At 56.2% G+C, this 21,414-nt stretch carries 20 protein-coding genes; 9 read left to right on the plus strand and 11 right to left on the minus strand.

Features of this window, described 5'->3' with window-relative positions; all coding sequences use genetic code 11:
* Positions 1 to 125 precede the first annotated feature (125 nt).
* The 4 genes from rfbA to rfbB form a co-directional block, all read right to left on the minus strand.
* Positions 126 to 998 (minus strand): glucose-1-phosphate thymidylyltransferase RfbA, encoded by an 873-nt coding sequence (rfbA, locus tag L3J03_08570; protein ID MCF6291029.1) that lies wholly within the window; start codon positions 996 to 998, stop codon positions 126 to 128.
* Positions 999 to 1,144: 146 nt separating this feature from the next.
* On the minus strand, positions 1,145 to 1,300 hold the full coding sequence (locus tag L3J03_08575) for a hypothetical protein (GenBank protein ID MCF6291030.1): 156 nt from the start codon (positions 1,298 to 1,300) through the stop codon (positions 1,145 to 1,147).
* 288 nt (positions 1,301 to 1,588) lie between these two features.
* The gene (gene rfbD / locus L3J03_08580; protein MCF6291031.1) at positions 1,589 to 2,518 is read right to left on the minus strand and encodes a dTDP-4-dehydrorhamnose reductase; all 930 of its coding nucleotides are present in this window, start codon (positions 2,516 to 2,518) and stop codon (positions 1,589 to 1,591) included.
* Complete coding sequence (gene rfbB, locus L3J03_08585; GenBank protein MCF6291032.1) at positions 2,505 to 3,581, minus strand: dTDP-glucose 4,6-dehydratase; 1,077 nt, start codon at positions 3,579 to 3,581, stop codon at positions 2,505 to 2,507. The genes rfbD and rfbB overlap by 14 nt, the downstream gene beginning before the upstream one ends.
* 532 nt (positions 3,582 to 4,113) lie before the next feature.
* On the opposite strand from rfbB, the gene L3J03_08590 reads away from it, so the two are divergent.
* The 9 genes from L3J03_08590 to L3J03_08630 all read left to right on the plus strand — a co-directional run bounded on the left by L3J03_08590 (position 4,114) and on the right by L3J03_08630 (position 14,889).
* Positions 4,114 to 4,677, plus strand: coding sequence for a hypothetical protein (locus L3J03_08590; GenBank protein MCF6291033.1), 564 nt, complete (start codon positions 4,114 to 4,116; stop codon positions 4,675 to 4,677).
* A 74-nt stretch (positions 4,678 to 4,751) separates the two neighbouring features.
* Positions 4,752 to 5,960, plus strand: a complete 1,209-nt coding sequence (locus L3J03_08595; protein ID MCF6291034.1) for an outer membrane beta-barrel protein — start codon at positions 4,752 to 4,754, stop codon at positions 5,958 to 5,960.
* Positions 5,961 to 6,276: 316 nt separating this feature from the next.
* Complete coding sequence (locus tag L3J03_08600) at positions 6,277 to 7,197, plus strand: polysaccharide export protein (GenBank protein MCF6291035.1); 921 nt, start codon at positions 6,277 to 6,279, stop codon at positions 7,195 to 7,197.
* A 342-nt stretch (positions 7,198 to 7,539) separates the two neighbouring features.
* Complete coding sequence (locus L3J03_08605; protein ID MCF6291036.1) at positions 7,540 to 9,885, plus strand: polysaccharide biosynthesis tyrosine autokinase; 2,346 nt, start codon at positions 7,540 to 7,542, stop codon at positions 9,883 to 9,885.
* A gap of 110 nt (positions 9,886 to 9,995) precedes the next feature.
* Positions 9,996 to 10,790 carry a hypothetical protein gene (locus L3J03_08610; GenBank protein ID MCF6291037.1) on the plus strand — a complete coding sequence of 265 codons (795 nt, stop codon included), beginning with the start codon at positions 9,996 to 9,998 and terminating at the stop codon, positions 10,788 to 10,790.
* 288 nt (positions 10,791 to 11,078) lie between these two features.
* Positions 11,079 to 11,336: a DUF6364 family protein gene (locus L3J03_08615; GenBank protein MCF6291038.1), complete on the plus strand. Its 258-nt coding sequence runs from the start codon at positions 11,079 to 11,081 to the stop codon at positions 11,334 to 11,336.
* Positions 11,336 to 11,647 (plus strand): hypothetical protein, encoded by a 312-nt coding sequence (locus L3J03_08620; GenBank protein ID MCF6291039.1) that lies wholly within the window; start codon positions 11,336 to 11,338, stop codon positions 11,645 to 11,647. The genes L3J03_08615 and L3J03_08620 overlap by 1 nt, the downstream gene beginning before the upstream one ends.
* Positions 11,648 to 11,878: 231 nt before the next feature.
* Positions 11,879 to 13,984 (plus strand): O-antigen ligase family protein, encoded by a 2,106-nt coding sequence (locus L3J03_08625; GenBank protein ID MCF6291040.1) that lies wholly within the window; start codon positions 11,879 to 11,881, stop codon positions 13,982 to 13,984.
* 356 nt (positions 13,985 to 14,340) lie between these two features.
* Positions 14,341 to 14,889: a YARHG domain-containing protein gene (locus L3J03_08630; GenBank protein MCF6291041.1), complete on the plus strand. Its 549-nt coding sequence runs from the start codon at positions 14,341 to 14,343 to the stop codon at positions 14,887 to 14,889.
* A gap of 45 nt (positions 14,890 to 14,934) precedes the next feature.
* Here the strand turns inward: L3J03_08630 and lpxC are convergent, their stop codons facing one another.
* The 7 genes from lpxC to L3J03_08665 all read right to left on the minus strand — a co-directional run bounded on the left by lpxC (position 14,935) and on the right by L3J03_08665 (position 21,277).
* Positions 14,935 to 16,272 carry a UDP-3-O-acyl-N-acetylglucosamine deacetylase gene (gene lpxC / locus L3J03_08635; GenBank protein ID MCF6291042.1) on the minus strand — a complete coding sequence of 446 codons (1,338 nt, stop codon included), beginning with the start codon at positions 16,270 to 16,272 and terminating at the stop codon, positions 14,935 to 14,937.
* 162 nt (positions 16,273 to 16,434) lie between these two features.
* The gene (locus L3J03_08640; protein ID MCF6291043.1) at positions 16,435 to 17,052 is read right to left on the minus strand and encodes a LysE family translocator; all 618 of its coding nucleotides are present in this window, start codon (positions 17,050 to 17,052) and stop codon (positions 16,435 to 16,437) included.
* Between the two features lie 294 nt (positions 17,053 to 17,346).
* Positions 17,347 to 18,636 (minus strand): IMP cyclohydrolase, encoded by a 1,290-nt coding sequence (locus L3J03_08645; GenBank protein MCF6291044.1) that lies wholly within the window; start codon positions 18,634 to 18,636, stop codon positions 17,347 to 17,349.
* 117 nt (positions 18,637 to 18,753) lie between these two features.
* Positions 18,754 to 19,857, minus strand: coding sequence for a 2-iminoacetate synthase ThiH (thiH, locus tag L3J03_08650; protein ID MCF6291045.1), 1,104 nt, complete (start codon positions 19,855 to 19,857; stop codon positions 18,754 to 18,756).
* Positions 19,858 to 19,902: 45 nt separating this feature from the next.
* Complete coding sequence (locus L3J03_08655; GenBank protein ID MCF6291046.1) at positions 19,903 to 20,673, minus strand: thiazole synthase; 771 nt, start codon at positions 20,671 to 20,673, stop codon at positions 19,903 to 19,905.
* Positions 20,674 to 20,874: a sulfur carrier protein ThiS gene (gene thiS / locus L3J03_08660; protein ID MCF6291047.1), complete on the minus strand. Its 201-nt coding sequence runs from the start codon at positions 20,872 to 20,874 to the stop codon at positions 20,674 to 20,676.
* The gene (locus L3J03_08665) at positions 20,858 to 21,277 is read right to left on the minus strand and encodes a hypothetical protein (GenBank protein ID MCF6291048.1); all 420 of its coding nucleotides are present in this window, start codon (positions 21,275 to 21,277) and stop codon (positions 20,858 to 20,860) included. Before L3J03_08665 ends, thiS begins: the two co-directional genes overlap by 17 nt.
* Positions 21,278 to 21,414: the final 137 nt, after the last annotated feature.

Consider the following 21,414-nt stretch of genomic DNA (forward strand, 5'->3'; position numbering starts at 1 on the left):
ACGGTAAACTCATGCCCGTAAGCGTTTACCAGTGGCTTAGATTCGTTCATTCGGGACTGCGAAGCATACTGGTGCTATTCGAGCAGGCCAGAATGGGCGAAGATGAGGTGCTGGTGAACGCTTACTTACGGACGTGAATCAATCAGTCTCAGCAAATACCGGCCATAGCCGTTGTTCTCCAACGGCCGGGCAAGTTCTCTGACCTGGTCGGCGTCAATAAATCCCATTCGATAAGCTATCTCCTCGGGACAGGCAATCTTCATCCCCTGCCGCTCCTCAACAACCCGAAGAAAAACCGCCGCGTCAAGCAAAGATTGGTGGGTGCCGGTGTCCAGCCATGCCGTGCCCCGGCTCAACAGTTCAACCTTGAGTTTGTTCCGGCGGAGATAGACGTTGTTGATATCGGTTATTTCCAGTTCGCCGCGGGGTGACGGTTTTATCTTCCTGGCGATTCCGACCACATCGTTATCATAGAAATAAAGCCCGGTCACCGCATAGTTTGATTTCGGTTTTTCGGGTTTCTCTTCAATGTCGATCACCCGGTTTTGGGCGTCAAAACTGACCACCCCGTAGCGCTCCGGGTCCCGGACGGAGTAGCCGAAAATTGTTGCCCCCCGGGTGAGTTGCGCACATCGTTGCAGGGTCTGCGACAAACCGTGGCCATAAAAAATATTGTCTCCCAGGACCATACAGATCGGACGGTCGCCGATAAACTCTTCACCAATGATAAAGGCCTGGGCCAAGCCCTCCGGCCGGGGTTGTTCCGCATACTCAATGGATATGCCCCACTGGGCTCCGTCACCCAGAAGACGCTCGAACAGGGGCAGGTCCTCGGGGGTGGTTATCAGGAGAACCTCCCTGATCCCGGCCAGCATCAGGGTAGAGAGCGGATAATAGACCATCGGTTTGTCGTACACCGGCATTAACTGCTTGCTCACCGACCTGGTCAACGGATACAGGCGGGTGCCTGATCCTCCTGCGAGAATTATTCCTTTCATAGGTACGTGCCCATCCAGAAATGGCCCTTTCGCCCAATATCGGCGTCATACTCAAAAAATAATCCTCGTAATATCATTTAGATGACTCCGGTTGTTTTTTTCGCGATCCTTGATCTTTAACGAAATTGCTCATTACTGGACGGACCCTAGGCAAGAATAAGGTGTAAACATTCAGTAAACCCCCTCCTGTCGGGAAAGGGGTCTTCTTCTACCAACGGCCGCTCCATTGAGAAGGGCCGGCTGTTCATAAACAGGCTATCAAGCAGGAACTCGCTTCGCCGCAACGGCGATTCGGAACCCATAAGCATATCCTGCCGAAGTTGTTTCAATTTCCGCTTTTGCCGTCACGGCCGCGGCTCAGGGTCCGCTACACCGTTCGCTATAAGAAAACCCCTTTCCCGGTCCAATCTCAAACGTACGGGGTTTACCGAAACCTTACAATAAGGTTGTTGGTTCAATGATTATAACATGCTGTTCCTATTAACAAATAACTGTTAACGATTAACTGTTCTCTGTTTACTGTCCTGCAAATACTGATGGACGCGTAACAATCCAAAATGCTTCAAATGCCACCCAATAAAATCAACAAGTTACAACATGACACTCGTCCGTCTCGCGGGTTGTTGCGAGACCGACAAATACTCTTTCAAACTTTCCTGCCAGGACGGGATATCCGCTCCGGTCACCCTCTGGTATTTGTCTGTGGTCAGGGCCGAGAAGGCCGGTCTGGGCGCGGGCCGGGGGTACTCCTCGGTGCGGATCGGTGCCACGGACCGGACTTTAAGCTCCATCCCGCCCTGCGCCGCAAGGTGGATGATCTCCCTGGCAAACTCGAACCAACTGCACTGCCCAGTATCGGCAAAGTGGTACAGACCGTATATGGGTGAATGCTCTCCCGCTCCGGCCGAGGCAGTCTTAAGCAGTTGCAAGATTCCGCGGGCCAGGTCCCTGGTATAGGTGGGGCTGCCGACCTGATCCGCGACAATCTTTAACTCATCTTTCTCCCGGGCTAGCCGGAGAATGGTCTCCACGAAATTATTGCCGCCAGGTCCATACAGCCAACTGGTGCGGATAATAAAATACTTTTTCAGGCCGCTGTCCTGTACACTCTGTTCTCCCAGCAGCTTGGAACGCCCATAGGCCGAGCCGGGACCGGTGGCATCCTCTTCACGGTATGGCCGTCCGGCCTTGCCGTCGAACACATAATCCGACGAGATATGGACCAGGGTTGCCCCGATCTCCCGGGCCGCTTCGGCCAGAAACCCCGGACCGAGCCCGTTGACCTGCCTTGCCGACTCCTCCTCAAACTCACATTTATCCACCTCGGTGTATCCGGCGCAGTTGATAATGACCCGCGGCCGCAGGGCAGCCATCCGCCGGAGCACCTGGTCGCGGTCGGTGATATTCAGTTCCGAGCGGGCAAGGGAGACAATCCCGGCCGCTGCTGGCGCCTGCCAACGGACCATCCGGCCCAGCATACCTTGGCCGCCGACAAGTGCAATAATATTAGCGGTCGCCATACATCCGCTCATAATATTTTCGGTACGATCCGTCCAGAACCGATTCGCACCAGGTCCGGTTTTCAAGATACCAGGCAACGGTCTGTTTCAGGCCCCGGGCAAAGGTCATCAAGGGCTGCCAGCCCAGCCGGGTTCTTATCTTGGTGGCATTGATGGCGTAGCGTTGGTCATGACCGGGCCGGTCCTTTACAAAGGTAATCAGGGATGAGTGGGGAGCATGGGGGGACTCCGGCCTCAGTTCGTCCATGATGCCGCATACAAGCTCCACCACCTCCAGGTTGGTCTTTTCGCAGTTACCACCGATATTATAGGTCTCCCCGGCCTCGCCCTTTTCAAGCACCGTGAGGATGGCCCGGCAGTGGTCCTCAACGAACAGCCAGTCGCGGATATTTCCGCCGTTGCCGTAGATCGGCAGTTCCTTGCCCCGCAGACCGTTATTGATCATCAGGGGGATCAGTTTTTCCGGGAACTGGTAGGGGCCGTAATTATTGGAGCAGTTGGTGATCAGGGTCGGCAGGCCGTAGGTATGAAAATAGGCCCGGACCAGGTGGTCGGAGGCCGCCTTGCTGGCGGAATAGGGCGACCGGGGGGCATAGGGGGTTTCTTCGGTGAAACGTCCGTTTTCACCAAGGGAACCGTAGACCTCATCGGTGGAGACATGGAGGAAACGATACCGAGTGCTGAGCGCCGAGTGCTGAGCGCCGAGGTCCAGCCATGCCTTGCGGGCCGCTTCGAGCAGGGTAAAGGTGCCCTGGATATTGGTGCGGATGAACTCGGCCGGACCGGTGATGCTGCGGTCAACGTGGGACTCGGCGGCAAGATGCACCACAGTGTCGATTCCTTCGCCCTTGAAAATTCGCTCAACCAGTTCGGAATCGCAGATATCGCCCTGAATAAAAATATAACGGGGATCGGCTTCGATGCCGGCCAGGTTGGCCAAGTTGCCGGCATAGGTAAGCTTGTCCAGGTTAACCACCCGGCAGTCATCGAGACGATTCAGGGCCAGACGGATAAAGTTGCTGCCGATAAAGCCGCAACCGCCGGTAACCAGCATATGATGCATAAGCGCGATGCCTCTGAAACTTTTTTTCTTGGAAAGGAAAAACCGACCGGCATGGCAGGGCCGGCGCTTTGTAGCGACTTTCATATAAAAGGAAAAACATCATAATGGCAAGCAGGTTACGGGTCACGTTTTTTCTATCCACCCCGAGAAAGTGGCACGATATCTTTCACCTTGCGGACATCCCTTGACCCGCGGGCCGGAAGAAAGAATCACAGCCCCTTTATTTTTTTTACATTAACCTCTTGACACACAGGTGGAAAACACATTAAGTAGCTAACTAATAACCCGATGAGTTCATGTAATATCCGGTAATTAGTTTTTTAACATGGTTCTCGGCATTACATCGGGTTACAGGAGCAACTCCTGGTGCAGGGTGATTTTTTTCTTTACCTCATTTCTTCGCATCCTGCGAGGCTGATATATTTTATAGAATAGAAGTTATTAACCGTTGTAGACTTCCTTAACGGTTGCGAGCCTCACCAGCCGGTCTGCACCATATAAATTATTTTTAATAAACCACTTGGGGGTCGTCATGAAAAACATTGCGCTTTCTTTTCTCTTGTTGTTTCTCATTGCATCACCGCTGCAGGCCTTTGCCCAGTGCGGCGACGGCAACACCAACGTAACAACTCCGGCAACATATGCCCAGTTGGCACAACAGGCGGCGAGCCAGACAGTGGCGCCCAATGCCCAGGTCGCCGCGCAAAAGGCCCAGGAGATGGCAGCAGCGGCAATCGCGGCCACCGACCCGGATGTTAAGAAGGCATACGCTGCCGCGGCCCGGGCATACGCTGCCGCGGCCCAGGCCTATGTTTCTTCACCGGCCACCGCCGATAAGGCCTTCCAGATGGCGGAAAAGGCTGAAAAACTGGCCAAAGCGGCTGATAAGGCCGAAACCAAGGTGGTTCAAGAGGCCGCCGCTGCCGCTGCCGAGTCCTATGCCGTTGCCGCCGAGGCCTATCTTGCCGGGGATGGAACTCGGGCGGAAAATAACGCGCTTGCCTGTTACAATACCTATGTTGATGCGGTCAACCAGGCGACAAAGGACAAGGACAAGCGTGACGACCTCCTGAACATTACCAGTCCGACCCGGTAACAGAGATAAGCCGATGAAATTGTGTTTGAATATCTTTCACATAAAATTATTATAGACTTGAAGAGGACAAGCGTATGCAGAACTCTAAAGTATTGACTTTAATGGTGATGGGCGCTGCCGCGAGCTATACCTTTCTCTCGGCGCAACCCGTTGATGCTACAATGAATTTCGGCCGGTTGTCAGTGGTGCCGAGCCTCGGCCTATCACAGGAGTACAATGACAATATCTACCTCACAAAGACCAACGAGCAGAGCGACGCCCTCACCCATATCCAGCCCCGCTTGAAGGCCGAGTATAAATTTTCCGGCGACCGGGGCGAGATCGGCCTGGATTATACGGGGGACTGGGCGTTTCATCGTGATACTCCGAAAAACGACTACAGCACCCACAGCCTGACCGCCAACCTTGGTCTGGAGCTGGTCAAAGGGTTCAAGATCAGTTTGCAGGACGACCTGCTTGGCAGCAGTGATCCCTACGGCAGCCAGGGCAGCTACGGGGTCGGCTCCACCAAGTCCCGCTGGTCAAACGGCCTGGCCTTTGCGGCTGACAAAGAGATCGCCGGCAACAACAAGGTCTCGGTATATTACAATCAGTACCGGAGCGAATGGAAACAGAAGGTCGATGATCAGCAGGACTATATTGAGCACGAGTTCGGGGTCGGCCTGTCCAGGCGGGTGGCGCCGGATACCTGGGGCTTTATCCGCTATCACCACGGCATGCGCGACTACGAGTGGCGGGAATGGAACGGCCCGATTGCGCAGAACGATTCCGACAGCAGGTGGAGCCGGGTCAATCTGGGCGCCAACTGGGACCGGGGCTCAAAACTTGCCGGCGAGTTCAACCTCGGCTACGAATGGACATCCTTTGACAGTGCCCTCGACCATGGCGGCAAGCCGATGCACGATGAAAACAACTGGATCGCCTCCACCGCGGTCACCTATCGGGTCACCCCCAAGACCGCGGCCACCATCGGGATTAACAAGAGCATCGAGACCTTCAGCGGCGACTCCAATATCACCTATGACTACGCCGAGTATACGCTGGGCCTGGAAACACAGTTTACCAGCCAACTCTCCGCCGGGGTCGACTTGCAACTCATAACGGCTGATCATTCCGACGGTCTGGAGAACAGGGATTACGGGGTGACCCTGCAGGCTGAATATGCGATCAACCGGTGGCTTGCGGCCAACGCCAAATACAGCCATGTGAATCGCGATTCCAATAATGCAACCAAGGAGTATACGGCAAACCGGTATTTCATCGGTTTTACGGCAAGGCGTTAACAAGCTGCCCCATATCATGAAAAACTGTTTCAACCTGTCTCCTGCTTACTAAAAAAATTAACAACGCTTTCAAGGTTCCTCTGTCAGCCGCGGAGGAACCTTCTTTTTTGCGTTACGCATCCGGCTGTTCTCGCTCGAACTTGACAACCTTAGGACAACACCAGCCATGAAAAACAGAAGTTCGATCCTTTTAGTCCCTGTCATTTACTTTGTAGTGCTTGTGGTTGCCGGCTGTTCGCCGGTTCCTCACGGCAAGATCTCAACCGTAAAGGTAATTCGGGACGACGGGATAACCAGCCGTCTATCCGCAGAGGAATTGGCCAAGATAAAAGAGTTCAGACAGTCAAGCGATGCGATTGCCACCCCAAGTACTTCGGCCCGGGAAAACTTGAACTATACCCGGGAATACACGGTTGAGGAGTATCTGAAACTCTTTCCGGAAGCCGGTGATTTAAGCTCCCTGCAATACAAGGTCGGCCCCAACGATGAGTTGAATATCACGGTTTATGATGAACCAGACCTGAGCAGCAGGGTTACCAGGGTTTCCGCGGACGGCGAACTCACCTTTCCTTTGATCGGCCGGCTCAAGGTCAGGGGGCTGACCACCGGCCGGATCGAGGACCTGATTACCGAAAAGTTGGCAGAAGGTCAGTTTCTCCTTGATGCCCAGGTCAGCGTGATGCTGACCGAGTTCGGCAGCAAGACCTATAAGGTCCTGGGCGCGGTGGGCCAGGCGGGGATCCATCCCTTGAATCGCGGAGAGCAGTTGCTGGACGGTCTGATCAAGGCCGGGGGAACTGATTTTGAGCTTGCGGGTAACGAGGCGATGATTATCAGAACCCAGGGGCCCGGCACTTCTTCGGGCAAAAAGGTGGTCATTACCTTTGAGCTGAACAAGCTGCTGCGCGGCAACGACCGGATCTCCAACATCCCCCTGATGCCAGATGACACCATCTTCATTCCCCGGGCGGCCCAATTCTATATTATCGGGGAATCAAACGGGACCGGGGCCTTCAAGTTTTCCAAAAAGGACATGACCGTGGCCGAGGCCATTGCCGCGGCCGGTGGATTCACCAAGATCGCGGCCCGCAAACGGGTCAGGATCCTGCGGGTTGATAAGGACGGCGAGAAAATCATTACCGTCAATGTCGATGCGGTGACCAGGGGCGGCAGAAGGAGCGAGGATATCATCATCCAGCCCGGCGACATCATCATCGTTCCGGAAAGCTATTTTTAAGTGTGAAAAGTTAATTGTTATTCGTTAATAGTTAATTATGATGAACTCGTAACAACCCGAAAGGTTTCAAATGCCACCCAATAAAATCAACAAGTTACAAGACGAATCACGTCCGTCGAGCGGGTTGTTGCGAGACCGACAATTATGATGAACTCGTAACAACCCGAAAGGTTTCAAATGCCACCCAATAAAATCAACAAGTTACAAGACGAATCACGTCCGTCGAGCGGGTTGTTGCGAGACCGACAATTATAGCATCACGTTATGGTCATTACACCTTTCACGGTTTGCTATTAAATCTTACCTGCTAACCCTTTTAATATATCCGGTCGGAAGAACACAATGGAGCAAAATACCGAACTACAGGCCCAGCTCAAAAATTACCTGCGGGTGATCATCAAACGAAAGTGGACCATTATCAGCGCCCTGGTCCTGGTGCTGCTGATCACCGCGGTCAAGGTCTTCACCACCGTGCCGATGTACCATGCCCAGGCCAGGATGCTCATCGAAAAGACCGGTCCGAACATTGTTTCGTTCCAGGACGTCATGGCCTCCGACCGAGGCGGCGGGGCCGAGTATTACCAGACCCAGTACAAGATAATCGCCAGCCGGGCCGTGGCCCGGGAGGTTATCCGGCGGTTGCAACTGGATCAGAGCGATGAGTTCAAGGCCACCCCCAGCAACAATCCGTTGCGCAAAACATGGGGCGCCGTGACCTCCAGCCTGACGGGTTGGGGGAATAAGATCCTTTCATTATTGCAGACAAAGGCCCCCCTAAGCACTAGTACGGCAGCGCCGGTTGTCGCGGAAACAGACGAAAAGACGACCAGCGCTGCCGACATCGGCCTGGTCAACGCCTTTATCAGCCGGATATCGGTAAGACCGGTGGCCAAAAGCCGGCTGGTCGATATCGGTTTTACGGCCAAGGACCCGGTCCTGGCTACAAAAATCGTCAATACCCTGGTCCAGGCATACATCGACCACAACCTGGAAACCAGGCTCCAGACCATCAAGGGAGCCATGGTCTGGATAAACGATCGGATCGCCAAGGAACGGCAGCGGGTTGAGGAGGCTGAAAAGGCCTTGCAGCAATATCGGGTGGAAAACAGCATCATTACCGAGTTTTCCGGTGATATTGAAACGGTGATGGCCGAGAAGATGGCAGAGCTGAACAACCAGATCGTTGAGGCGGAGTCCCGCCGGGTCGAGGCGGAGACCAAGTACCGGAAGGCCATGCAGATGAAAAACAATCCGCTGCTGGCCGATTCCATCCCCGAACTCCTGGACAGCAGGCTGATCCAGCAACTGAAGGGCGCGGAAGTTGAACTTATCCAGGAAATCTCTCAGTTGTCGAAAAAATACGGTCCCGAGCATCCGAGAATGAAGGCGATCCGGGCCCAGATCGAGACCCTTAAGGGACCGAAACAGGCTGAAATTCAACGGGTGCTGGAGTCGCTGAAAAATGATTATGAGGTGGCCCTGGCCCGGGAGAATTCCCTGCGTGCCTCCTATGTCCAGCAGCAGCAGGAAACCATGGAGTTGAGCCGGAAGGCGGTCCAGTATGGTTTTCTGAAGCGCGAGATGGAAGGGGCCCGGGAGATGTACAATATCCTGATCAAGCGTTTCAAGGAGGCCTCGGTTGTCGAGGATATCGAGGCCACCAATATCCGGATCATCGACAAGGCCGAAGGCCGGGGGTACATGGTGATCCCCAACACCAAAAAAGATCTGCAGAAGGGCGCCTTGGCCGGGCTGATGCTTGGCCTGGCCCTGGCCTTTCTGTTCGAGTACCTGGACAATACCTTCAAGGCCCCGGACGAGATTGAGCAATACCTTGAAGTGCCCTATCTCGGACTGGTTCCAAGTTTGGCCAAGGATGAGCAGGATGGCACCCCGGAATTGATCACCACCTCAGACCATAAATCGCCAACCAGTGAATGCTACCGGAGCATCCGCACCAAGATCCTCTTCTCTTCCGCTGAAGAGGCCCCCAAAACCATTATGTTCACCAGTGCCACGGCCAAGGAGGGCAAGACCATCACCTCGGCCAACCTGGCCGTGACCATGGCCCAGGCCGGCAGCAGGGTTATACTGATTGACTGCGATATGCGCCGGCCGCGGATCCACAATATCATGAACGTCAGCCGCGACAAGGGTATGTCCAACGCCCTGGTGGGCAACTGTACCCTGGAGGAGGTCATCATTCCCTCGTCGGTTCCGAACCTGGATGTGATTCCGGCCGGGCCGATCCCGCCCAACCCCTCGGAACTGCTGGGCTCCAAGGCGATGACCAGGCTTCTGGCGGAACTGGGTGAAAAGTATGACCGGATCATCATCGACACCCCGCCCATTTCCGCGGTCACCGATCCGGTGGTTATGGCCAAATTTGTTGACGGGGTCATCCTGGTGGTCCATACCAATGTCACCCGGCGCGAGATCGTCCGGGATGCGTTGAGCAGCCTGAAAATGACCCAGGCCCATGTCCTTGGCGCTGTCTTGAACAATGTCGATATGGCCCGCAACGCCTACTACTATCAATATTACTATCATTACGGATACTATTACTCGGAAGACGGAGATAAAAAAGGAAAGCGGCGCGACCGGCAGAAACGGCGGAAACGATCAACCACGCCGATGCCGCATCTGGTCGACACCTCTCAGGACAGCGAGCCCGATCAAAAGGTTTGATATATTGTTGATTGGTAAAATGTGAATTGTGAATGGAGATATGTTAAGAATTTCCATGCCCATGCCTTATCATAATAAACTTTTCACCTTTCACTTTTCACCGGTTATCAATGATCGACCTGCACTGCCATATACTTCCGGAACTTGATGATGGGCCCCAGGATCTGGCAGAGAGCCTGGCCATGGCGGCAGTGGCGGTGGACAACGGTATCCATACGGTTGTTGCCACCCCGCATACCCTGAACGGTCAGTACCGTAATCACATCGACCAAATCGAATACCAGGCCGCCAGGCTCCGCCAGGCCCTGATTGAGAAGGACATTCCTCTTACCGTTCATTTCGGCGCCGAAGTCCACGCTGCTCCCGACTTGATGCTCCAGGTTGATAACGGGTTCGCCCCGACCATCAACAACATGCGGAAATATCTGCTGCTGGAGCTGCCGGCCCACAATCTCCCGCCCCGGCTCAAGGAAACGATTTTTCAACTCCAGCTTGCGGGGATCACCCCGATTCTGGCTCACCCGGAAAGAAACCTGATCCTGCAACATAATTTGCAGACGCTGGATGAACTGGTACGGATGGGGACCTTGTGCCAGGTCACCGCCTTCAGCGTTACCGGCCGGTTCGGGGCCGCCATCCGGCAATGCACGGCCGGAATGCTCGAATCAGGGCTGGTTCATATAATCGCCAGTGACAGCCATGGAACCAGTTTCCGGCAGCCGGATTTATCAGAGGCGGTGACTGTGGCCGGGGAAATTTTCCAAGACCACGGCAAAGCCCTGGAGATGGTAACCACGACCCCGGAGGCAATTATCGCCGGAGAATCGATTACCATTCCTGAACCGAGCCTTGCACTTCCCAAGAAGAGAAAATGGTTCGGGTTTTTTCAAAACGGTAATCCGTGAAGTGTAAAAGGTGAAAGGTGCGTGGTGCTTGGTGCCTGGTGCCTGGTTCAATGATTATAATATCCTGTTCCTATTAACAAATAACTATTAACAGTTCACATTTCAGCGTCTTCTGTCCACCATCTTCTCACCCTCAAATCCTCTCATCCTCAAATCCTCCGCCCTCTGCCTCAGCACTTATTTCTCGTCGCTCTATCTTTCACATTTAACGTTTCACTGCCCTTTAGCCTCCGTTGACAGATGCTCCTGTTATGCGTATAGTGGGAACAGAATAGGAGGTGGCCCACCATGCCCAAAACCAGGATAAACATAAGCCTTGACCAAGATCTTGCCGACTTTGCAAAAATTTTCGCGGCTGAGAACCGCACCACCTTCGCGGAAATAATTACCCAGTATCTGCTGACCCTTAAACGGCGAACCGAGGGTGAGTCGGTGGAAAAGATCCTCGCCCATCCGGCTTTCCAGCAGGCGATGGAGGCGGCACAGGTAAAACTCCGTGACGGAACCGCCAAGTGGCATTCCTACCATGAGGTGTTTGGCGACTAATGGAAGCCAGATTCGAAGGCGCCTTCTTAAAGGCGCTCAAAAAACATGCCTCGATAAAGGAACCGGTCAAAAAAAAGGTCGATCTGATCATGGAAAATCCGGTGGCGTTCGGCGAGCCGCTGAAAGCTAATTGGCAGGGGTTTTACTCCTGTCCGGTGAAACGGAACTTCATCATCATTTATCTGTATTGCGAGGCCTGTCGGAAGAAGGGGGATGACGCCGTGGTTCTCTGCCATGATTGCGCCGAGACTGCGGACCGCACTGTTAAGTTCGTCCTGTTAGGGCCCCATGACAAGGCATATGGGATATGATTGGTTCGTGGTTCTTGGTTAAATTATTATAACATGCTGATACAAACAACAATTAACGAATAACAGATTTAACGAGCAGGGCGCCCCATACTCAGCACTATCTTTTCACCCTCGTTGCTCATTGCTCAGCACTCAGTACTATCTCTTCACCCTCATTGCTCAGCACCAAGCACTAAGCACCAAGCACTATATCTTTCGCATTTCACTTTTCACCGTTCACCTTTCACAAACATGGACCGCGCCGCCTTTATCCTCATCCTCGCTGTTCTCGTCCTCAGCCCCCTTCCCTTTGGCTCGGTACACACCTACGCCTACACCCTGCTCTTTGTGCTGATTCTGGCCGCTTCCCTGCTGCTTCTGGCCCATAATCTGCTGGAGGGCCGGGGTTCCCGCCCGTTTTCCATAAAACTGCCGGATACACCGTTCTCGCCGTTATTCCTGCTGATGCTCATCTTCCTGATCATCCAGATCGTACCGTTGCCGGGTTTTCTCATCGGCCTGCTCAATCCGGAGGCTATAGCGCTTAACCCCGATGTCTCCTCGCTGGCCCCCTATGTCCATCCGGTCCGCTTGTCGCTGGTCCGCTGGATTGTCTATGGTTTTTTCTTTTATGCGCTTCTTCAGACCCTGAATTCACGGAAACGGATAGAACTCACCCTGATTATCATCCTGCTCAGCGCCGCTATCAACAGCCTGTACGGTATTTACGGGTTCTATCTGGGGGCAAACCGGGTCTGGTGGGTCACCAAACTGGGACAGACGGTGAGCGGCACCTTTCTCAACCGCAACCATTTCGGCGCCTTTATGGCCCTTGCCATTCTGCTCGGGGTCACCTATCTCTTTGCAATCGGCCGGCAAAGAGATTCGGGGGGCCACCTTACCTGGCGGCAACAACTGATCCGTTCACTTACCAACGAGCAGCTGTTCGGCAAAAGGATTTTTATTGCCAGCTGTGTTCTGGCCGCCGGCCTGGGGCTCATCCTGTCCGCCTCCCGGGGGGCGATCCTGGCCTTGGCCGTAAGTCTGCCGGCCTTTTTGGTACCATACTTTCAAAACAAAAAACAACGGCGCCGGATTCTCCTTATCGGCCTGGCCCTGGCGGCGGTTATTGCCGGAGCCTCGCAGCTGATCGGCAAGGATGATACCTGGAAACGGTTCGGGGAAACGGATGCGCCGATGGCCTCCCGGGTTCGTTACACCAGCCAGAGCATAAAACTCTTTGCCGATTATCCGTTGACCGGTGTCGGCTTTGGCAATTTTCAGTACGCTTTTCCCCGGTACCAGTCCCCTGAGGATACCCGGCAGTTTATCGAGCATGCCCACAACGACTGGGTCCAGCTGCTGGCCGAGGGAGGCCTGGCCGGCTTCTCTTTGTTTCTGGCCGGGGCAATATTCTATATCCGCGCGCTCCTCCGGCAATGGCGTGTTCAGCGAGATCCCTTTGCCCGGACCATGGGCACGCTTTCCCTGACCGCTATTATCTATATGGCCGTCCATTCCCTGTTTGATTTCAATCTGCATGTGCCGGCCAATGTCCTGCTTTTCATTGCCATGCAGGCAATCGGCCTGGCCGCCATGCGGATCCGGGAAAGGCGGTCGCGAACAAGATATCCGTATTGGCTCCTGCCGCTTAAGGGCAGAGGCGGTATTGTGTCGGGGCTTTTACTTGTCCTGATCCTGTGGGCCGGGGGAACCGCTATCCGCCATTTTGCGGCGGAGACCTACTGCAACAGCGTACTCAACACCACCTTGAAACGGGACCCGGCACCGCCTTCAAAGGATATCCAGGAGGCCATTGCCTGGGATGGCGGCAACAGTGCCTACTGGTTCAAGCTGGCGGGCAGCTTTCAGGAGCAGCGCAAGGAGATCAAGCCGACCAACGAGTTTGACATCCGGCAACAGGAGGTACTTACCCTGGTGATCCGGAATCTGCTTGAACAGGCCATTCGTTTGAATCCCTTTAGCGCCGCCTACCTGGAGACCCTTGGCTGGGAATACACCTCCATGTGGCGGGCGCCGGATTTTGAGGAAAAATGGCTGCCCAGGGCAGACCAGGCCATGGAAAAGGCCGAGTTGCTCGCCGGCGACACCTTTCCCAAACTTCTCCTGGACATCGGCAATTACTGGATTTACCGGTCAAAACGATCCCCCGAAGGCGAGGAGGACTGGCAGCATTTTGCGGATAAAGCGGCGCATGACTATAGCCGCTCGTATCTTTTGGAAGAAAATGATAAAAAAAAGGAAATCTATTCGTCAATTATGCACTATGTGACCACAATGTATCCGGGGGACTCGCTGATGAGCAGAAAAATTCGGGAGGGGCTTGGGGAGAGATAGTTAATGGTTATTTGTTATTGATGTAAGGTTTCGGTAAACCCCGCACGTTTGAGGTTGGACCGGGAAAGGGGTTTTCTTATACCGAACGGTGTAGCGGACCCTGAGCCGCGGCCGTGACGGCAAAAGCGGAATTTGAAACAACTTCGGCATGATATGCTTATGGATTCCGAATCGCCGTTGCGGCGAAGCGAGTTCCTGCTTGATAGCCTGTTTATGAACAGCCAGCCCTTCTCAATGGAGCGGCCGTTGGTAGAAGAAGACCCCCTTTCCCGACAGGAGGGGGTTTACTGAATGTCTACGGCCGTTGTGCAGGTCAGAACGGCAAGAGCCCCGGAAACCGGCAAAGGACTCCCAACATGAAAAAACTGTTTTTCTCAATACTCTCGGCTGGCCTCTTCCTGCCCCTCGCCCTCCATGCCGGCTGCATTGACGGCGATTGCCAGAACGGCCGGGGGACCATGCTCTCCGCCGACGGCACCATCTATGTGGGCCAGTGGAAGGATGGCGTCCACCACGGCCAGGGCAGCCTGTTCCTGCCCGACGGCACATTTATCAAGGGAGAGTTTGCCAAGGGTTCCTTGGTGAAAGACAGTGAAGAAACAGCGGCCACTGTCCCCCGGGCCCGGGCCGGCGCTGTTGCGCAACCCCCTGGCACCTATCCCGAGGCGTCGACCAGGCTGCTGACCGAGACGGACCTGGCCGGCCTGAACGCCGCGGAGTTGAAACTGATGCGCAACGAGATCTTTGCCCGCCATTCCTATATCTTCACCTCGTCGGCCCTGAAGAAACATTTTGCCGAACAGCCCTGGTATACCCCCCGGTTCAAAGAGGTCTATTCCAGACTGAGCGCCATGGAAAAGGCGAACATCAAGCTTATCGTCAACCGCACCAAACAGCTCAGATAAAGCCGGCGCCGATAATATGGACAGACCGGTTATGCGCGATTATTTTTAACGGCCATGCAGGGCGAGATGGATTTTCCGGGCCAGGGCCTGGTTGTAGCCGTGGGAGGTCATGTTGGCCACCACCCGCCCCTGGACCGGGTAGCCGACCAGGAGCAGATCGCCGATCAGGTCCAGTATCTTGTGGCGGACGAACTCATCCGGAAAACGGAGGCTGGTGTTGATCACCTTGCCGTCATGGATGATGATATGGGAGTTGAGGTAGCCGCTGCCGACCATGCCCATCTTCTGGGCCATGTCGATGTTTTCAAAGGTGTTGAAGGAGCGGGCCGGGGCGATCTCCTTGTCAAAGGAGCCGGTGGCGGCATTAAAGGTGTACTCCTGCTCAAAGATGGGAGCGGGATAATTCACCCGCATCCTGACCTCAAAGCCGTCAAAGGGCTCAACGTACAGATATTTTTCATCCGGGTCCTCGATTCCCACCTGGATCCGGTCCCGGATCACCACCTCCCGGCGCATCACGTTCTGCTCAACAACCCCGGCCTCTTCGATCATACGGCAGAAATCGGTTGCCGAGCCGTCGATGTTGGGCACCTCTTCGTCGGACTTGATCAGCACGTTGGAAATCCCGGCCATGCTGAGCGCGGCCATGAGATGCTCCACGGTGCGGATATGCCGGTTGTTGTGGACCAGGGCCGTGGAGTTGGCGGTAAAGACCTGGCCGGAGGTCCCCTTTGCCGGGTTCTCCAGGGCGGTGATATGGCCGGGGATGGCGGTCCCGTCAAGGGCCTGGAACACGATGCCGGAATTCGGGTCCAGCGGGCTGACAATGATCCCGGTCTTGCGCCCGGTTAACAGGCCGGTGCCGTTCAGCACCACATTGCCGCGCAGGGTGCATTGATGCCGGCCGCCCTCGACCAACTCGGCGGCGCCGGGCCGGATATCGTCGGAATCCTGCGCTGCCACCGGTTGCGCATCCTGGGCCAGGGGCGCACGCAGCCGCTTATACTGTTTCAACAGCTCGGCGATCTTATCGACCAGGACGTCCAGGTGCAGCGGTTTTTCCAGGAAATCAGCCGCCCCCATCTTGATGGCGTTCACCGCGGTTTCGATCCCGGCATGGCCGCTCATCATGATAACCGGCAGATCCGGGTGGATGCGCCTGACCTGACCGAGCACTGCCATCCCGTCGGTGCCGGGCAGCCAGATGTCAAGGAGCACCAGGGAGGGCTCGGTTGTTTCCAGTTCATTGAAAAAGCTGCGTGCGTCCGGAAAGGAACAGACCTCATAGCCCTCATCACCGAGGACCCCTGCCAGTGATTCACGGATTGCCGGCGCGTCGTCAACCACAAAGATCGTTATGTTCTGAACAAAATTATCGGTCATGGGTAACTGTCAAGGCTGGTGCATCTCTGATGCACGGCTTCTCGTAAAAAAGAGGGCCGTGAATCCACCCGATCAATTATACAACATCCGGCTGATAAGTGCAGTACAAGCCGGCCGGATAATCCCATGGCCGGGCGGCGGGTCATCCTCTGGCGGCGATCCCTATACGATTGCCAGGAGTTGCAGCCCCTCACCAAACAGAACCAGCGCCAGACCACAAAGTATCAGGCCCAGCAAGCGCATGGTGTAGAGGTAGACCCTGCCGTTTAAAAAAGATTTCGAGCGGCCGACCACCATTGCCAGGATGATCTTCGTCCCGACCAGCAGGAGATAAAAACTGCCCACAAAGGCTGCGGCCGCAAATATGCCCTGCTCCATGGCCCTGGTCATTGTCGGGCCGCCGACGCTGAACCAGAACAAATAGGGGTGCGGGTTCAGGGCATTGACCAGTATTCCCCTGGTCAGTGATTTCGGCGGCGCCTCCCCGGTATTCAGGGCCACCTCCCTGGTGCGGATGCCGGTGTAGCCCATGTATAAAACAAAACAGCCGCCGGCCATGGAGATGATTCCCAGGACGTTATGGAAATGGGCGAGTTTTGCCAGGATGAACAGGGTGAGGACGATTATCGGCAGGTCGGTGATGACCGGCGCCAGGGCCACCTTGATCCCGGAGCGGACGTCATGCTCCAGGGTTTCCGAGATGACCAGGGCCAGGAGCGGCCCCGGGGCAAGGCCGGCGGACAGCCCCAGAATGGTGCCGATGATCAGAGAATGAATCATGTCAAGCGGGTAACCCCTGCGCCGGTGGCGTGTGGCCCTTCCCGGGTCTGCCGGCAACCTCTGGGGCGGCAATGGAACCGTTCAACAATGATGCCGATCCGTTCAGGCCCTTGAGCTGTAAGCCCTCCATGCAGGAAGGCCGAAACAGACGCGGCAATTGAACAAAGATCCTGTAAGCGTTTACCAGCACCCCATCTTTTTTTGAGGCGTGGCTGAGACAGGGTGGTAATCAAAAAAAGGCGGCCTTCCAATCGAGAAGGGCCGCCTTTTTTTATTGTAATCCGGTGCAGCGGCTTAATGCTTGAACGACCGCTGGCCGGTGTACTTCATCGCCACCTGGGGCCGGGCCTCGTTGCAGGCCTGGATGGTCTGGTAGTCCCGGGCCGAGCCGCCGGCCTGGAGGATGGAGGTCACGCCCTCCCTGATCCCGACATCAACGCCGTCCCGGAAGGGAAAGAAGGCATCGGAGATCATCGCCGAGCCGGGCAGGCCGGCGCGATCTTGCCTGGTCCTGGCGTCAATGGCCTCTTTGTCCGCCATGTCCCGCTTACCCTTGTCGATCTCCAGGACCATGTCGGCATAGGGGATGCCATGGGTGTCGAAACAGATAATGTCGGCATATTTGATATATGCCTTATGCACCGCGATTTCCGCCACCCCGACCCGGTCCTGCTCGCCGGTGCCGATGCCCACGGTGCAGCGGTCCTTGACATAGATGACCGAGTTGGAGGTCACCCCGTGCTCCACGGCCCAGCCGAAGAGCATATCATCGATCTCCTGCCGGGTGGGCTCCCTTTGCACTGCATATTCCCGGCCCTTGTAGGTGGTGACCGCCGGTTTCAGGTCAGCCGCCGAGCGGATCGAATTGATTGCCGACTGCTGGACGATGATCCCGCCGTCGATCAGGCTCTTGAAATCAACAAAACGAAAATTCTCAAAATCGGCCAGCCGGTCGATCCGGCTCATCCGGATGATCCGGAGATTCTTGCGGGACTTGAGCATATCCAGGCTGCGCTCCTCGAACTCAGGGGCGCAGACCACCTCCAGGTAGTTATCCTTTATCAGCTCGGCAGTGGCTGCGTCGCAGGCCCGGTTCAGGATCAGGGCCCCGCCGAAGGCGGCGATCCGGTCGCAGCGGTTGGCCCTGTTGTAGGCGTCGGCCAGGGAGGTGCCACAGGCGGCGCCGCAGGGGTTGTTGTGCTTGAGGATAACCGCGGCCGGCTGGTCCATCAGGTACTTGATGATGTTGAGCCCGTTGTCCACGTCGGTCAGGTTGATCTTGCCCGGATGCTTGCCCACCTGGAGCATGTCCTCCACCGCAATGCCGCTCACCAGGCCGTTGCCAGGCTCGATAAAGGCGCAGTCGCCCAGAACCAGGTTGCCGTTGACCAGTTCATAGAGGGCCGCCTCCTGGTCCGGATTTTCGCCGTAGCGGACCCCGCGCTCGTCCACGGTGCCGTCCTCCAGGGTGATCTTCCAGGTCCTTTTGCGATAGACCAGGGTCTGGTCGCCAAAGGATATCTTCATCTCCAGGGGGAAATGGTCTCCCAGGATGGTGGTGTACATTTTCTTTAGATCAGCCATGGTTCAGCTCCTGTATCTGTTTGATTTATCCCTGTAAAAAATTATATCTGTATATGGTCCGCCGGTTCTTGTCGATTTGGCCGACAAACGAATTTATAATTTTTAATCGGTTGCCGGTCAATCCGCAAGCTGAAAACTCGGGTCCCAGTCCTTGCGGACCGGGTCGTAACCCTTCCGGCGGATCGCTGAACAGACCTGGTCAATGGTGCGCTGGTCGCCGATGCTGAACTGTTCCCCTTCGGTGTGGGGATGGCTGTATCCGCCCGGGGCGGTGCAGGAGCCGGCCGAGTAGCGGGTCGGCCCCAGGCCGACCATGCCGTCGCGGAACCGGGCCTCTTCCCGGGTGGAGAGAACAATGCCCGCATCCGGGTCAAAGATCCTTAAGGCAAAGATCAGTTGGCTCAGGTCCCTTTCACTGACCAGGGTAAGGGGCTCGAAACCGCCGGCCGCCGGCCGGAGCCGTGGAAAGGAGACGGTGAGCGCGGTCCGCCAGAAATTCTTGCGCAGCCAGGCCAGGTGCAGTCCCAGGGCCAGGCCCTCGGCCCGCCAGTCGGAAAGGCCGAGCAGGGCGCCGATGCCGACCTCGCGCATCCCGGCCCGGGCCACCCGGGCCGGGGTCTCAAGGCGGAAGTCAAAATCGCGTTTCCGCCCGGCCGGGTGCATGGCGCCATAGACCGCCCGGTCATAGGTTTCCTGGTAAACCGCCACCCCGGTGATCCCGGCCCGAAAGAGCCGAACATACTCATCCGTGGCCAGGGGCTGCACCTCGATGGAAATGGCGGCAAACCTCTGCCGCAGCCGCTGGGCCAGTTCTTCCAGATACTCCACCCCCATCTTGCCCGGGGCCTCTCCGGAAACCAGCAGGATATGGTTGAATCCGCGCTGGTGAAGGATCTCGGCCTCGGCCGCCGCCTGGTCAATGGTCAGCAAACAGCGTTCGATGCGGTTGTCGGCCGAGAACCCGCAGTAGAGACAGTGGTTATGACAGAAATTATGGATATAGATCGGCGCATAGATCTGGGTGGTGCGGCCGAACCGCATGGCGGTGATCCCGGCGGCGGCAACAGCCATTTGCGGCAGGTAGGGGGCTGCTGCCGGCGACAGCAGGGCGGCCAGGGTGCTGATCCCCGGATGCGGGCCGGCCAGGGCCCTTTCCACCTCCGGCGCGGTGCAGGCGGAGATAATATCCCTGAGGCGTTGAAAATCCGGCAGTGTGAACATGGTTAAGTTAACGAAAAAACCTGAATATTTTTTCAGAAGGCCGGGCTATTCCTTGAGAAAGTCCAGCCCGGTCAGGGGCGACGAGGCCTCGGCCTGTTTGCTTCTTGGCCCCAGCCCGGCCTCGAATGCCTCGCGGCCGGCAATAACCGCCCGGGCAAAGGCCCGGGCCATCCGCACCGGGTCGCCGGCCACCGAGATCGCGGTATTGACCAGCACCGCATCGGCGCCGATCTCCATGGCCTCGGCCGCATGGGAAGGGGCGCCCAGGCCGGCATCCACCACCACCGGCACCCGGGCCTGCTCGATAATGATCTCCACCTGTAACCTGGTCTGGAGACCGAGGTTGGTGCCGATGGGCGCGCCCAGGGGCATCACCGCGGCAACGCCGGCATCCTGGAGCTTCAAGGCCAGGATCGGATCGGCATTGATATAGGGCAGGACCTTGAAGCCCTCCTTGACCAGTTCCTCGGCAGCGTAAAGGGTCTCCACCGGATCGGGCAGCAGGGTCCTCGGGTCCGGAGTGACCTCCAGTTTCAGCCATTCGCCGGCGCCCGCGGCCCGGGCCAGCCGGGCCAGGCGGACCGCCTCGGCCGCGTCCCGGGCCCCGGAGGTATTGGGCAGGAAGATATACTTCTTCCGGTCGAGAACACCCATGATATCATCGGCCGGATCATCCAGGTCCACCCGGCGCAGGGCCACGGTGATCATCTCGCAGCCCGAGGCCTCGATGGCCTGTTTCAAGATTCCGGCAGAGGAAAACTTGCCGGTCCCGAGCAGGAGCCGGGAGCGAAAGGCGTGGCCGGCAATGGTCAGCATTTATCCTCCTCCGACAAAACGTATGAGTTCAAGGATGTCGTTTTCAGCCAGGGCCAGGGAGTCATATTCATCACGCCGCACTATCCTGCCGTTATGTTCGGCAACAATCGCCTCCGGGTCGAGTTCCAGTTCCCTGACAAGGGAGATAAGGATGGTGGCCGGGGCAATCTCTTTTTGTTTGCCGTTAACGATTATGTTCATGGTTTGCTCCAAACGGGAAAACTATCCATTTTAATCCATTCCCGGCAAAAGTAGCAAGACCTGATTGGCTTTCCTGTTGGTCGCGGCGGAGCGGAACATTGCTCAGGTCCCGGCACCGGTTCCGCCAATTGCCGCTGCCAGCCGCCGGATAAAAAAAGGCGCAGCCCGGGCTGCGCCTTATATACACCTGTTTGCCTGGTTCCGCACGGCGGATAAGGCCCTGTTCTCTTTTCAGTATGACGCCCGGCCGGGCACTATCCTGCTGTAAACATTCAGTAAACCCCCTCCTGTCGGGAAAGGGGTTTTCTTCTACCAACGGCCGCTCCATTGAAAAGGGCCGGCTGTTCATAAACAGGCTATCAAGCAGGAACTCGCTTCGCCGCAACGGCGATTCGGAACCCATAAGCATATCCTGCCGAAGTTGTTTTAAATTCCGCTTTTGCCGTCACGGCCGCGGCTCAGGGTCCGCTACACCGTTCGGTATAAGAAAACCCCTTTCCCGGTCCAACCTCAAACGTACGGGGTTTACCGAAACCTTAC

The sequence above is a fragment of the Desulfobacterales bacterium genome, from assembly GCA_021647905.1.
GTDB lineage: Bacteria > Desulfobacterota > Desulfobulbia > Desulfobulbales > BM004 > JAKITW01.

Coding starts and splice junctions, on each gene's coding strand:
- rfbA (MCF6291029.1), bottom strand. CDS start 998: ATGAAAGGAATAATTCTCGCAGGAGGATCAGGCACCCGCCTGTATCCG.
- L3J03_08575 (MCF6291030.1), bottom strand. CDS start 1,300: ATGGGTTCCGAATCGCCGTTGCGGCGAAGCGAGTTCCTGCTTGATAGC.
- rfbD (MCF6291031.1), bottom strand. CDS start 2,518: ATGGCGACCGCTAATATTATTGCACTTGTCGGCGGCCAAGGTATGCTG.
- rfbB (MCF6291032.1), bottom strand. CDS start 3,581: ATGCATCATATGCTGGTTACCGGCGGTTGCGGCTTTATCGGCAGCAAC.
- L3J03_08590 (MCF6291033.1), top strand. CDS start 4,114: ATGAAAAACATTGCGCTTTCTTTTCTCTTGTTGTTTCTCATTGCATCA.
- L3J03_08595 (MCF6291034.1), top strand. CDS start 4,752: ATGCAGAACTCTAAAGTATTGACTTTAATGGTGATGGGCGCTGCCGCG.
- L3J03_08605 (MCF6291036.1), top strand. CDS start 7,540: ATGGAGCAAAATACCGAACTACAGGCCCAGCTCAAAAATTACCTGCGG.
- L3J03_08610 (MCF6291037.1), top strand. CDS start 9,996: ATGATCGACCTGCACTGCCATATACTTCCGGAACTTGATGATGGGCCC.
- L3J03_08615 (MCF6291038.1), top strand. CDS start 11,079: ATGCCCAAAACCAGGATAAACATAAGCCTTGACCAAGATCTTGCCGAC.
- L3J03_08620 (MCF6291039.1), top strand. CDS start 11,336: ATGGAAGCCAGATTCGAAGGCGCCTTCTTAAAGGCGCTCAAAAAACAT.
- L3J03_08625 (MCF6291040.1), top strand. CDS start 11,879: ATGGACCGCGCCGCCTTTATCCTCATCCTCGCTGTTCTCGTCCTCAGC.
- L3J03_08630 (MCF6291041.1), top strand. CDS start 14,341: ATGAAAAAACTGTTTTTCTCAATACTCTCGGCTGGCCTCTTCCTGCCC.
- lpxC (MCF6291042.1), bottom strand. CDS start 16,272: ATGACCGATAATTTTGTTCAGAACATAACGATCTTTGTGGTTGACGAC.
- L3J03_08640 (MCF6291043.1), bottom strand. CDS start 17,052: ATGATTCATTCTCTGATCATCGGCACCATTCTGGGGCTGTCCGCCGGC.
- L3J03_08645 (MCF6291044.1), bottom strand. CDS start 18,636: ATGGCTGATCTAAAGAAAATGTACACCACCATCCTGGGAGACCATTTC.
- thiH (MCF6291045.1), bottom strand. CDS start 19,857: ATGTTCACACTGCCGGATTTTCAACGCCTCAGGGATATTATCTCCGCC.
- L3J03_08655 (MCF6291046.1), bottom strand. CDS start 20,673: ATGCTGACCATTGCCGGCCACGCCTTTCGCTCCCGGCTCCTGCTCGGG.
- thiS (MCF6291047.1), bottom strand. CDS start 20,874: ATGAACATAATCGTTAACGGCAAACAAAAAGAGATTGCCCCGGCCACC.
- L3J03_08665 (MCF6291048.1), bottom strand. CDS start 21,277: ATGGGTTCCGAATCGCCGTTGCGGCGAAGCGAGTTCCTGCTTGATAGC.